Source organism: Rhizobium sp. KNZ14-9A, from assembly GCF_056755015.1.
The window spans coordinates 2,623,140-2,636,169 of sequence record NZ_JBPGXB010000002.1 but is presented as its reverse complement, the minus strand read 5'-3'; the positions used below and the strand labels follow the sequence as shown (position 1 = coordinate 2,636,169).

Here is a 13,030-nt window from a genome sequence, read left to right as displayed (position 1 = left end):
CATCCTATGCAGGCACTGAGGGCCTCGTCCGGAATTGCATCAGAACAAAGCTCTGGATGCGGATGATTTCAGGCCGACCGGCCTGAAATCTGAAGCAGGATCTACAGCAGCGTGCCGCTGAGGATCAGCAGCGCCACCGAGAAATAGATGACGAGCCCGGTCACATCGACCAGCGTGGCGACGAACGGAGCCGATGCCGTTGCCGGATCGAGCCGCAGCTTCTGCAAGATGAACGGCAGCATCGAACCCGATATGGAGCCGAAGGTGACGATACCGACCAATGCGGCAAAGACCGTCAGGCCGACCAGCTGCCAGTGCGGGCCGTAATCATAGAGCCCGGCCGTCTGCCAGAAGATCACGCGCAGCAGGCCGAGAAGCCCGAGAATGGCGCCGAGCACGATGCCTGTCGGCAGTTCGCGCAGCAGCACCCGCCACCAGTCCGTCAGCTTCAACTCGCCGACGGCAAGCGCCCGGATGATGAGCGAGGTCGCCTGCGAACCGGAGTTACCGCCGGAGCTCATGATCAGCGGAATGAAGAGCGTCAGCACGACGGCCTTTTCCAGCTCGCCTTCGAAATGCTGCATGGCGCTTGCCGTCAGCATTTCACCGAGGAAGAGGGCACAGAGCCAGCCCGCACGCTTGCGGATCATGCCGCCGAAGCTGATCTTCATATAGGGCTTGCCGAGCGCTTCCATACCGCCGAATTTCTGCGCGGCCTCGGTCGTATCAGCGATCATCGTGTCGATGACGTCATCGACCGTTACGATGCCGAGCACCATGCCATGGTCGTCGACGACGGGCAGTGCCAGGAGGTCGTGCTTGCGGATCAGCCGCGCGACATCTTCCTGCTTCATCAGCGCATTGGCCGAAACCGGCGTGCCCTTCTGGGCAACAGAAAGGATCGAGGCATCGGGCTCGCCGGTGATGAGGCGGCGCAGCGTGACCACATGCAGCAGCGCGCCGGAATTATGATCCAGCACATAGATCGCATAGACGGTTTCGCGCGAGCGTTCGACCTGCCGGACATGGTCCAGCGTCTGAGCGATCGTCCAGTCATCGGGCACGCTGACGAATTCCGTCGTCATGATGCTGCCGGCCGTGCGCGGCGGATAGCCCATCAGGTGCTGGATGGCGATGCGGACGGGTTCTTCCAGGCTGGAGAACAGGCGTACGCGGTCATCGATGTCGAGTTCCAGCAGGACGTCGGCGACGCGGTCGTTCGACATGCCGTGCAGCAGCCGGGCCGAATCCGCACTGTCCATCAGCGCCAGAATGGCCGGTGCGTTGCGCAGCTCCGGACGGTCGAGAATGTTGACGGCATATTCCTGCGGCATCCGCGAGAGGATGCGGCCGGCTTCAGCCGGGGCAAGCCCGTTCAGCGATTCCACGCGCTCGGCGATGGACGCAACACGGCTGTTATTCATGAACGCACGGGCGGCATAGCCGGCCCGCAGAGGGAAGCGATTGATATTCATTGGCTCGCCTTTCCGTCGATCCGCCGTAGCGTCCGATCGGGCGAGCCCGGAGCAACCAGGTCAGCGCACGAAGGCCGCGTACGGCAAAGGCAATCGACTGCTACTGTCGCTTGGCATCGTGATGATGGCTCCGTTGATATCCGTGCACGACGTACGTCATCCACGTGTCACACTAGGTGGTCTCGAATGCGGAAAAAGTCAAGCTACTTAAATGCTTAACGCCAGAATGCCGCACCCTCGGCGCGGCATTATAGGTCAGCATCCTTTACGCAATATTTCGAGCGTCGGAAAAGGCGGATTTTCGACCTCGAAAACCTCAGAACCCGGCGAGGACGACCTTGCCCTTCATCTTGCCGCTTTCGACCATGGCATGCGCCTTTTTCAGGTTCGTGGCGTTGATCGCGCCGACGGTTTCCGACAGCGTCGTGCGGATCTTACCGGCGTCGACGAGCTCGGAAATCTTGTTCAGAATCTTGTGCTGCTCGATCATGTCGGGCGTGCCGAAGAGCGGACGGGTAAACATCAGCTCCCAGTGGACCGAAGCGGCCTTGCGCTTGAAGGGAACGATATCGAAGGTCTTGGGATCGTCGATCAGTGCGAAGCGGCCTTGCGGCGCGAGCGCTTCGACGATATCGGCGACATGCTTGTCCGTATTCGTCGTCGAGAAGATGAAGCCCGGCGCTCCGATGCCAAGTGCTGCGACCTGCGGCGCGATCGGCTGCGAATGATCGACGATGTGATGGGCACCAAGCTCCTTCACCCAGATCTGCGTTTCCGGACGCGAGGCTGTGGCGATAACGGTGAGGTCCGTCAGCGCGCGGGCGACCTGGATAGCGATCGAGCCGACACCGCCCGCACCACCGATGATGAGCACGGCAGGGGCAGCACCTGGGACCGGATCGGTGACGCGCAGGCGGTCGAACAAGGCTTCGTAAGCGGTGATGGATGTCAGCGGCAGGGCGGCCGCTGCGGCGAAGTCGAGAGTCTTCGGTTTCCTGCCGACGATGCGTTCGTCGACGAGCTGGAACTCGGCATTCGAGCCGGGGCGATTGATGACACCGGAATAGAAGACCTCATCGCCTGGCGTAAACAGCGTCACATCGGAACCGACGGCCTTGACGATGCCGGCGGCATCGAAGCCGAGCACCTTTAGCTCATCGGCGGGCGGCGCCATGTTGGCGCGCACCTTCACATCGACGGGGTTGACGGAGACGGCCTTGATCTCGACGAGCAGGTCATGGCCCTTGGCCTCGGGCGTCGGTAGTTCGACATCGATCAGCGAGGTTTCGGCGGCGATGGGCTGTGGGGTCTTGTAAGCGACGGCGCGCATCTTGGTAACTCCTGTGTCTGTTGTACGAGAGCTAGATGCGACCTATGTTCCGGCAACGCAAGAATGCACAAATTCTGTACGTAGTACCAAAAAGGATACTGTAAATGTCACGCCCGCGCGCCAAACTGGTCGAGAATTTCCCCGGGTGCCCGGTGGAGGCGACGCTGACCTATCTCGATGGAAAGTGGAAGGGCGTGATCCTTTTCCACCTGATGGACAGGACTTTGCGCTTCAACGAGCTGAGGCGTAACCTGCCGGCGATAACCCAGCGCATGCTGACGAAGCAGCTGCGCGAGCTGGAAGAGTCCGGTCTGATCTCACGAACAGTTTACCCGGTCGTGCCGCCGCGCGTCGAATATGCGCTGACGCCCCTCGGCTCCACGCTGAAGCCGGTCATCCGGGCTCTCGCTGCCTGGGGTGATGAATTCGTCTTCTGCAGCCCCGAGGGACGGGAGCTGCGTATCGCAAAGGCGCTAAGCGCTCCGGCTGCGGAGCTCCAAGCGTAGCGACGCCGCAAAGACGAAGAGGCCGAGGAAGGACAGGACGGCGCCGACATAGCCGGTCGCCGCAAAGCCATAGCCGCCGGCAATGACGAGACCGCCGAGCCATGCGCCGAGTGCGTTGGCGATGTTGAAAGCCGAGTGATTGGAAGCGGCCGCCAGCGTCTGCGCATCGGCAGCAACATCCATCAGGCGCGTCTGAAGCGCTGGGCCTGCCGCAAAACCGCAGCCGACGAGGAAGACGCAGAGCCCGAGCATGTAGGGGTTCGAAGCGGTCAGCGAGAACATCGTCAGCACGACGATATTATAGACCAGCGAACCACCGATCGTGCCGAGCAGCGACTTGTCCGCCAGCCACGAGCCGATGACATTGCCGGCATTCATGCCGACGCCGAACAGCACGAGCATAAGCGCAACGGCCGTTTCCGGCAGCATGGCCACCTGCGTCGTCGTCGAGGCGATATAGCTGAACATGGCAAACATGCCGCCATAACCGACAGCGGCGATGGCGAGCGTCAGCAGGATTTGCGGACGACGGAAGGCGCTGAGTTCGCGCAGGGCACTGGCCCCTTCGGCGACCTTGTCGTGCGGAACGTAGAACCAGATGAGGGCGACCGTCACAAGACCGATGATGCCGACGGTGAGGAAGGCCACCTGCCAGTCGAGCGCCTGGCCGAAAAAGGTCGTCAGCGGCGTGCCGAGCAGGGTTGCGACCGTCAGGCCGAGCATGACGCGGCCGACGGCCCGTGCGCGGCGATGCACCGGCACCATGGAGGCGGCGACGAGCGCTGCGACGCCGAAATAGGCGCCGTGCGGCAAGCCGGTAATGAAGCGCAGCACCGCGAAGCTCTCGAATGTCGGTGCGACGGCGCTCAGGATGTTGCCGACGGCAAAGAGCAGCATGAGGCAGAGCAGCAGCGTGCGCCGCGCCATCTTGGCGGCAAGCACGGCAATGACAGGTGCGCCGATAACGACGCCGAGCGCATAGGCGCTGATCACATAACCTGCCTGCGGGGTCGTGACCGAGAAAGTATCGGCCACATTCGGCAGTAGGCCCATGATCGCGAATTCACCGGTGCCGATGCCGAAGCCGCCGGCGGCGAGTGCAAGTTGGACCAGGGCAACGGTCATGGCCGAGGGAAGCGCTGCCTCCGGCCCGGAATCGACAGAATCATCGATGGAATCGTTGACGGCAACCTGGCTCACGGGCGGTCCTCGGAGGATCTAAGCTTGGCGACGGCCGCTGGCGGGACGCGCAGGGCCGGTCATTTGCAATTGGTGGGCAGAAATGGCGGGGGGCGGAGATATGATCTCCAATATCCCATCTATTGAACGGGAAACCGGAAGCGTCGAGTGCTTTTTTTGCAGTGCAGCGTCCTGCTATCTGCATACGTCCATTGCAATATTTGCGTTTCGGCGATGTGACCCGGAAAACCATCCGGCTTGAAATCGCAGGTGCATCAACCATTTCTTGAGGGCATGGATAGCGGGATAGGAACAGGCACCTCATGAAGCTCGTCGGTTTTTTCAATCGCGACGGCGGTACCTTCAGAACGACGGACATGCAGGCTTATGAGAAACGCGCGGAAGAAGTCTTCCGCGAAGCCGGCCATGATTTCGAAGCGATCGTCTTCTCCGGCAACGAGATCGTTCCCGCCATGGAACGGGCCGCACGGCGCGACGACATCGACGGCATCGTCGCCGGCGGCGGCGACGGCACCATTTCGGCGGCCGCATCGATTGCCTGGAAGAACGGCGTGGCGCTCGGCGTCGTGCCGGCCGGCACCATGAACCTCTTTGCCCGCTCCCTGAAAGTGCCGCTCGATATCTGGCAGGCGCTCGATGTGCTGGCTTTCGGCGAAGTCGACAATATCGATATTGCCAGCGCCAACGGAAGGCCGTTCATCCACCAGTTCTCCGCCGGCCTGCATGCGCGCATGGTGCGCTACCGCAATTCCTACAGCTACCGCTCCCGCCTCGGAAAGATGGGCGCCAGCACTCGCGCTGCCTTCGGCGTCGTCTTCAATCCGCCGGAATTCGAGGTCGAGTTCGAGGCGGCTGGCATGAAGGAGACCCGACGCGTCTCGGCGATATCAGTCTCCAACAACCCCTTCGGCGAAAACGCGCTGCTCTATGCCGACAATCTGCGCAGCGGCGAACTCGGCTTCTACACGGCAAAACCGCTGAAACCGCTCGGCGTCGCACGGTTGGCGATCGACATGCTGCGCGGCAGATTCCGGGAAAACGATGCGGTCATGGTCCTGCATCCGGCCGAGGTGCATCTGCACTTCCCGAAGTTGCGCGCCAAGGCGAACTGCGTGATGGATGGCGAGCTTCTGCCGCTGGAGCGCGATGTCACCGTCAAGCTGCATCCGGGCGAATTGAAGGTGCTGGTCAAGCAGGGATTGGCCGCGCAGGAAGGCGAGAGGGAGCGGCGCGAACCGGCCGCGTGATTTTCAGAACGAAGCGGAGCGTCTGGCCCTGAAAGGAATGAGAGCGCTTTCGACGATATCCCGGTCCGCCTCGTCGCCGAAAACACAGGTGCGATTGCGCCCCTTCTTCTTGGCGCAGTACAGCGCTTCGTCGGCTGATGCGATGAGCTGTCGCCAGCCTTCAGCACCACAGGCGCCGGAGGCGACGCCGATGCTGACAGTGATCGAGAGAGCGACGCCGGTTTCCGCGTCACGGATGACATGCGCCTGAATGCGGCTGCGAAGTTCTTCGGCAAAATCCAAGGTGTTCGAAAGATCGGATGTGGAAACGAGAACGGCGAATTCCTCGCCCCCATAGCGCGCGACGATGTCCGTCGGACGCATCGCGCCCTGCAGCAGGGTGGCGATTTCGATGAGCACGGCGTCGCCCGTCAGATGGCCATAGGTGTCGTTCACCGTCTTGAAGTGATCGATATCGATCAGCATCAGGCAGACATCTTCCTCGCGCTCCGAAGGGGCATTGCCGAAGCCTTCCAGCGCCCGGCGGTTCCAGACACCGGTCAGCCCGTCCTTTTCGGCCTGCATCTTCAGGCGGGCCTCATATTCGGCCCGTTCGTCCAGCTTGCCGCGCAGCAATTCCAGCGCCTCGAACAGGCTGCGCATCTCCGGCGCCTTGGAGATCGTCTCCAGGTCGGTCGCGGGACTGCCGTCTGCGAGCGCGATGATCTGGCGTCGTGCCGTCAGCAGCGGACCGAGCATGTGCAGGCGGATGGAGCGGAAGAGCGTAAACAGCACCGCAAGAGCGGAGGCCGTGATCACAGCGATGACCGCCAGGCGATAGGAAGCGGCGTAGTGCTGGGTCCGGTAGCGCTTCACCACATCGTCGAGAAAGACCGTACGCAGCCGCTCCAGCGGCTGCAGCGTCGGAACATAGTCGCGTGTCAGGTCAACTGCGGAAACCGAATAGTCCCCCGAGATCTTGCCTTGCTCGATCAATATCTTGACGAGTTCGAGGCCAGACCCGAAAAAGATCGTATCGACATCCTTCATGAGCTGCGCAGAGAGCGCCTCGCGATCGCTGACGATCGTCTGGCCCTGCATCAGCGCACGCAGTTCCAGAAGCCGGCCAATGGTGCGGTTCGCGTCGGTGATATGGCTGTCGCGTAAAGGCTGGCGGGTGGCAATCGGACCCATGATCTGCGAGGCGGCCCGGCCCCCATATTCGCGCATGTCGCTGATCATCCGCCCCGTCAGGAATGGCGCGGTCAGTTCCGACCGGCGGGTGGTGAAAGCGGCTATGTGCCAGTCGACGACATGCTGGAATGTTTCGATCACCTCGATCATTTCGCCGATCGCGTTTTGCACATCGCCGGGCTCGCGGTCGGCGAGCGGTGTTGCGGCAACGCGGTCGACGGCTTGGCGAGCCCTGCGAAGCTGCGCCCTTGTCTCAGAGAGCGCCCCCTGGAGATCGGGAAGCGAGGAGGATAGATCGACTTCGGGCGGCTCATCGAGCGCCTCGAGCGAGAGATCGCTGATGCGCCGGAAGACCTTTAAACGCTCTGTTGCGGGCGCGCTGCTATTTGGCTCTATCGCCATGATGTCGTTGGCCGGTCCGCGCTCCGCCGACATGCGGCTCGCCGCTTCCAGAACCTGGCGGAAGCGCTCTACAGCCAGCAGATTGTCGTGGGTCGAGCGGTAGCTTTCATAAGTCGGAATGAGAGCGCTGGCTGTCAGAATGAGGGTCAGAAACGCCACGATGACGGTTGCAAAGAGCAGCTTTCCCTCAAGAGTGATGCGGTTCATCAAACCGGATCCCTTTCAACTCGTCATCCAATCCGGCCCCGTTGCCGGTTTACTGAATATGCTGATACCGGGCATATATTACCGATTTCGAGTATAGGTCATCGATAATGCCAACAGGGTTAAGAAAAGCATCTAGGTGTAAGTTATGTGACGGGCGCTATTAACTACAGGCGCGCAAGATAAGTACGATAGTCGAAATCCGACACGGTGCGCAGGTACGCTATTGCTTCCTTGTACTTCGTATCGCCATACAACTTTCGATACTTGTCGCCAAAGATATTGGCGATGAAGGCCGACTGCCGGAAGGCCTCGACCGCCGTCAGGAAATCATGCGTCAGACGCTTCGCGCCCGGTGGCGTATAGGCGGGCGTCGTTTCCTCGCCGGGATCGAGATCTCCGTCGAGGCCGAGCAGCATGCCGCCGAGGATCGTCGCCAGCAGCAGATAGGGATTGGCATCCGCACCCGCCACGCGGTGCTCGATGCGCGCCGCCGGCCCGTTGCTATCAGGAATGCGGATTGCCGTGCCGCGATGCCCGCTACCCCAGGTCAGATCGGTCGGCGCAAACGAGCCCGGCTGGAAGCGGCGATAGGAATTGGCAAAGGGGGCGAAGACGAGCTGCGCCTCCTGCATGGTCTGCAGCATGCCTGCCGTCACCGATTTCAGAAGTGTCGGCTCGCTGCCCTTGGCATCGAGGATATTGTTGCCATCCCTGTCGATGATGCTGGCATGCACATGCAGACCCGATCCCGCCTGGTCCGAATAGGGCTTGGCCATGCAGGTCGATTTCAGCCCGTGCTTGCGCGCCGCCTGTTCGGCAACGCGTTTCAGGTAGAGGCAGTCGTCGGCCGCAGCCAGCGCATCGGGCCGGTGCAGCAGGTTGACCTCGAACTGGCCGGGCCCGAATTCCGCCGTCGTTGCCTCCGCCGGCAGGTTCATCGCCTTGGCGTAGGCGCGCAGCGTCTGCAGGTAGTCGTCGAGTGCATCGACGGCGCTCATGTCGTAGAGCTGGAAGCCGTTCGGATTGCCGCGATAGGTGAGGCTTGCAGGCGGGGAGGGAATGCCCGTCTCGCGCCAGTTCTCCTCAACCACATAAAATTCCAGCTCGGTCGCGACGACGGGCGTCAGCCAGCGTTCGGCATAGCGTTCAAGCACGGAAGCGAGAATGCTGCGCGGATCCATGAAGCTGCGGCTGCCGTCGAATTCATGCATCATGGCAAGCACCTGCATCGATCCCTCGGGCGCCCAGGGCATCGGCGTCAGGCTGCGCTTGTCGGGAATGACATTGCCGTCGGGGTCGCCGATTGTCAGCGACAGGCCGGTGATGTCGTCATTGTCATCGCCCCAGATATCGAGCGACTGCGTGGAGGTCGGCAGGCGGATGTCGCCAGCCCAGACTTTCTTTTCGGCCGAAAGCGGCAGTTGCTTGCCGCGCAGATCGCCATTCATGCCGACAACCAGGATCTCGAAACGCGGATCGCCCTCTCCAGCCTCTTTGCCCTTGCTCGCCATGACCTTGAAAATCCTCTCGCAGAAGGCCAAGGTCGTAAACTATCACCGAAAGCCTTTCAATCCGAAGGTCTAATCATGTCCGATACTTATCCGTTGTCGAACCTTGCCGCGATCGATGCCGCCCATCATCTGCATCCCTTCTCCGACATGAAGAAACTGAATGCCGACGGCACGCGCATCATCCAGCGCGGCGAGGGCGTGCATATCTTCGATAACAACGGCAAAAAATATCTCGATGGCTTCGCCGGCCTCTGGTGCGTCAATATCGGCTATGGCCGCAAGGAAATCGCCGATGCTGTTGTAAAGCAGATGAACGAGCTTCCCTATTACAACACCTTCTTCGGCACGACCTCGCCGCCGACGACCCTGCTGGCACAGAAGGTGACGTCCAAGGCCGGGCTGCGCTTCAACCATGTCTTCTTCACCGGCTCAGGCTCGGAGGCGAACGACACTTGGTTCCGCATGGCCCGCGTCTATTGGGCGGCGGTCGGCCAGCCGTCGAAGAAGACGGTCATCGCCCGGCGCAATGGCTATCACGGCTCGACGGTCGCTGGCGCCAGCCTCGGCGGCATGAAATACATGCATGAACAGGGCGATCTGCCGATCCCGGGCATCGTCCATATCGGCCAGCCCTATTGGTATGGGGAGGGTGGCGATCTCACGCCGGCCGAATTCGGGCTGAAGGTTGCCCGAGAGTTGGAAGCCAAGATCGATGAGCTCGGCGAGGAGAACGTCGCCGCCTTCGTCGCCGAGCCGATCCAAGGGGCCGCCGGCGTCATCATCCCGCCGGAGACCTACTGGCCGGAGATCGACCGCATCTGCAAGGCGCGCAACATCCTGCTCGTCACCGACGAGGTCATTTGCGGCTTCGGTCGCCTCGGTGAATGGTTCGGCCATCAATATTTCGGCGTCGAGCCGGATTTTGCACCGATCGCCAAGGGGCTGTCATCAGGCTATCTGCCGATCGGCGGCGTGCTCGTCAGCGATCGCATCGCCGACGTTCTGATCAACGAGGTCGGCGATTTCAACCACGGCTTCACCTATTCCGGCCACCCGGTCTGCGCTGCCGCAGCCCTCGAAAACCTGCGCATCATTGAGGAGGAGAAACTGGTCGAGCGCGTGCGCGACGACATCGGCCCCTATTTCGCAAAGAGGTGGGGAGCCCTTGCCGAACATGATTTCGTAGGACAAGCGGAAAGCGTCGGCCTGATGGGCGGCCTGCAGCTTGCCGCCGACAAGAAAACCCGCACCCGTTTCGAAAAGCCGGACCCGATCGGCTCGGCGGTGCGCAATCACGCGCTCGCAAACGGCCTCGTGCTGCGCGCCACCGGAGACCGCATGCTGGCCTCGCCACCGCTCGTCATCAGCCATGAAGAGGTCGATGAGATGGCACGCATCACCAAGATTGCGTTGGATGCTGCCTGGAAGGAGTTACGCGCTTAGGGATAGGCGACGGCATAAGCGAATTGATAGGTGTCACCCGGCTGGCCATAGATATAAGGCAGGGCAACGATATGCGTCTCCGGCTGCTTCAAGCCGTTTTGCGCAATGACATCCTTGAAATAGTATTCCGGCCAGGCCGGCGGCGTTCTGCCCTTGTCGTCGCGCCAGACGAAGACGACGGGATGTTTCGCATCCAGCTGGAACTTCGGCTTGAAGTCCGGATAGAAATAGGACTGCACCGGGGTGTCGGGCATCAGCAGCCGCATATTGCCGTCGAGATGCGGGTCGTAACCGACGATCAACCCCGGCTCGCCGCCGATATCCTTGCGGATCGTCTCGGCGAAGCTGGCATAGGGGATGTTCAGCCGCTGATACTTGCCGAGGAGCGGGCCGTAATAGGCGCGCATGGCGAGTACAGCCAACACGACGCCCATGATCACGCCACCAACAGCAAGCGATTTCCGCAAGGGCGCTCCTGCATCGACTTCGGCACTATCGGCCTTCATGCAGATATAGAGCGGCAGGATGAGGAAGAGTGGTGTCAGCCATCGGTCGGCGACGTTGTCGACGCCCGCAAGCAGGATCATCAGCGCAATGGCGCCGATCTCGATCAGCAGGATGCGCCCGGCAATTCGTGTCCAGCGGCTGGAAGCGCGCCACATTGCCCGCAGCGATTTGGCAAAGAGCGCCAGAAAAATGACGACCGAGACGCCGGCGATGCCGACCATCGCGGAGATGAAGCGGAAAAAGCCGGTCGATACCTGCGACAGAAAGCCTTCACCCGCACCGGTCATCTTGTGCAGCGTGCGATCGACCGCAAGGTCGAAATGCTGCAGGAACCACAGCGCGTGCGGTAGCACGATAGCGATCGACAAGACGATCGTCAGCGCAAGCCGCCAGTCGAAAATCCGCTTGCGGAAATCGGTGTCGATGAGGGCGGCGACCAGAGCGGCGGCAGGAAGAAGCGCGAAATTATACTTCGATATCATGCCGATGCCGGTCGCAATGCCGACGATGGCATAGGAGATTGCCGAGGGCGTCTTCAGCGTCCGGAAAAAGCCGTAGAGGAACAGCGAGCCGGCAAAGATCGTCGCCACCGAATGCGTCAGATCGCGCTGCGCCTCGAAGACGACCTGCGGCACGGTGAGGAGGCCAAGCGTCGCCACCACGACCAAGCTGCTGTTCTTCAATGTCAGCCGCGCCGTCAGCCAGTAGAAGGTGTAGGAGAGGAACAGCATGCTGCATTTGAGGAGCGACAGCGAAAAGAGCGAGACGCCGACGAGCGATGTCACGCCATACTGCACCCAATTGTAGAAGGGCGGCTGCGAATTATAGCCGAAGGCGAACCACTGCGAGAGCAGCATCTGCTCCGCCTCGTCCAGCTCCAGCGCATTGGGGATGCTGAGCCGCACGATCAGGTGGAGCAGAAAATAGGTTCCGAGCACCGCCAGGATCAGATGTGGCCGGCGGCTGAAAAGGCTCTGCACGTCAGCTTTCTCGAGAGAAGATCTGGCGCACGATATAATTCGGCGAGGCGTCGTCGCGGTAGTAGGTGCGGGCGATCATCTCCGCCAGGATGCCGGTCGTGATCATCTGCACCGAAGAAAGCAGCAGCACGACGCCGACCATCAGCATCGGTCGCGTGCCGATATCGTTGCCCATAATGAACTTGTCGAAGCCGAGATAGATGAGGATCAGCGCTGCGAGGCCGCCGAGGCCGAGGCCGAGCGAGCCGAAGAAATGGCCCGGACGCGCCTTGTAGCGCATGAAGAACATCACCGACAGCAGGTCGAGGATCACGCGGAAGGTGCGCGAGATGCCATATTTCGAGGTGCCGTGCTGGCGTGCGTGATGGGTGACGGCCATTTCGCCGATGCGCGAGCTCGGCACGACTCCGGCAACCCAGGCCGGGATGAAGCGGTGCATCTCGCCCATCAGCTTCACCTGCTTGATGATCGAGGCACGGTAGATCTTCAGGCTGCAGCCATAGTCGTGCAGCTTCACGCCGGTAATGCGGCCGATCAGGTAATTCGCGCACCAGGAGGGGATTTTGCGCAGCAGCAGCCCGTCCTGGCGGTTCTTGCGCCAGCCGACGAGCAGGTCGAGTTCGCGCCGTTCCAGCTCCGAGACCATCGAAGGGATGTCCTTCGGGTCGTTCTGCAGGTCGCCGTCCATCGTGGCGATCAGCCGGCCTTGCGCCGTATCGATGCCGGCCTGCATGGCGGCGGTCTGGCCGAAATTGCGCTGCAGCTCGACGATGCGCAGCGCCAGCTCTTCGCGGTTGACGAACTTGCGGGCATTGACGAGCGTTGCGTCCGTGCTGCCGTCGTCGACGAGGATCAGTTCCCAGCGATGCGGATAGTCTACCATCGCCGCGGCAATGCGCTCGACGAGCGGGCCGATGCTTTCTTCCTCGTTGAAGACTGGAACGACCAGCGACAGTTCGAGCGGTTGCACCTGATCATTCGCATCGCGAATGGACTCTACCGTTGTCTGCAACTTTCATTTCTCCTAAAAGGCGCGGCAATGGAAGCCA

10 protein-coding genes are annotated in these 13,030 nt (G+C 61.4%); 3 read left to right on the top strand and 7 right to left on the bottom strand.

Annotated elements, in window-relative coordinates; genetic code table 11:
* Window positions 1–101: 101 nt before the first annotated feature.
* Window positions 102–1,475, bottom strand: a complete 1,374-nt coding sequence (gene mgtE / locus ACR9ZQ_RS19835; protein ID WP_481428608.1) for a magnesium transporter — start codon at window positions 1,473–1,475, stop codon at window positions 102–104.
* 316 nt (window positions 1,476–1,791) lie between these two features.
* Window positions 1,792–2,805 (bottom strand): zinc-binding alcohol dehydrogenase family protein, encoded by a 1,014-nt coding sequence (locus ACR9ZQ_RS19830; protein ID WP_029868603.1) that lies wholly within the window; start codon window positions 2,803–2,805, stop codon window positions 1,792–1,794.
* Window positions 2,806–2,909: 104 nt separating this feature from the next.
* Between ACR9ZQ_RS19830 and ACR9ZQ_RS19825 the strand changes: the two genes are divergently transcribed.
* Complete coding sequence (locus ACR9ZQ_RS19825; protein WP_029868604.1) at window positions 2,910–3,311, top strand: winged helix-turn-helix transcriptional regulator; 402 nt, start codon at window positions 2,910–2,912, stop codon at window positions 3,309–3,311.
* Here the strand turns inward: ACR9ZQ_RS19825 and ACR9ZQ_RS19820 are convergent.
* Complete coding sequence (locus ACR9ZQ_RS19820; RefSeq protein WP_029868605.1) at window positions 3,279–4,511, bottom strand: MFS transporter; 1,233 nt, start codon at window positions 4,509–4,511, stop codon at window positions 3,279–3,281. The genes ACR9ZQ_RS19825 and ACR9ZQ_RS19820 overlap by 33 nt on opposite strands.
* A 302-nt stretch (window positions 4,512–4,813) precedes the next feature.
* On the opposite strand from ACR9ZQ_RS19820, the gene ACR9ZQ_RS19815 reads away from it, so the two are divergent.
* Window positions 4,814–5,758 carry a diacylglycerol/lipid kinase family protein gene (locus ACR9ZQ_RS19815; protein ID WP_113324182.1) on the top strand — a complete coding sequence of 315 codons (945 nt, stop codon included), beginning with the start codon at window positions 4,814–4,816 and terminating at the stop codon, window positions 5,756–5,758.
* Between the two features lie 3 nt (window positions 5,759–5,761).
* On the opposite strand, the gene ACR9ZQ_RS19810 is transcribed toward ACR9ZQ_RS19815, so the two are convergent.
* Window positions 5,762–7,540 carry a GGDEF domain-containing protein gene (locus ACR9ZQ_RS19810; RefSeq protein WP_310382778.1) on the bottom strand — a complete coding sequence of 593 codons (1,779 nt, stop codon included), beginning with the start codon at window positions 7,538–7,540 and terminating at the stop codon, window positions 5,762–5,764.
* A gap of 164 nt (window positions 7,541–7,704) precedes the next feature.
* The gene (locus ACR9ZQ_RS19805) at window positions 7,705–9,081 is read right to left on the bottom strand and encodes a glutamine synthetase family protein (RefSeq protein WP_405049715.1); all 1,377 of its coding nucleotides are present in this window, start codon (window positions 9,079–9,081) and stop codon (window positions 7,705–7,707) included.
* Between the two features lie 45 nt (window positions 9,082–9,126).
* On the opposite strand from ACR9ZQ_RS19805, the gene ACR9ZQ_RS19800 reads away from it, so the two are divergent.
* Window positions 9,127–10,494: an aspartate aminotransferase family protein gene (locus tag ACR9ZQ_RS19800; RefSeq protein ID WP_310382780.1), complete on the top strand. Its 1,368-nt coding sequence runs from the start codon at window positions 9,127–9,129 to the stop codon at window positions 10,492–10,494.
* Here ACR9ZQ_RS19800 and ACR9ZQ_RS19795 read toward each other — a convergent pair.
* Both ACR9ZQ_RS19795 and ACR9ZQ_RS19790 read right to left on the bottom strand, forming a co-directional pair.
* The gene (locus ACR9ZQ_RS19795) at window positions 10,491–11,981 is read right to left on the bottom strand and encodes an ArnT family glycosyltransferase (protein WP_310382781.1); all 1,491 of its coding nucleotides are present in this window, start codon (window positions 11,979–11,981) and stop codon (window positions 10,491–10,493) included. The genes ACR9ZQ_RS19800 and ACR9ZQ_RS19795 overlap by 4 nt on opposite strands.
* Window position 11,982: 1 nt before the next feature.
* A complete protein-coding gene (locus ACR9ZQ_RS19790) occupies window positions 11,983–12,993 on the bottom strand; it encodes a glycosyltransferase family 2 protein (RefSeq protein ID WP_007821703.1) in 1,011 nt (336 codons plus the stop codon).
* Between the last annotated feature and the right edge of the window lie 37 nt (window positions 12,994–13,030).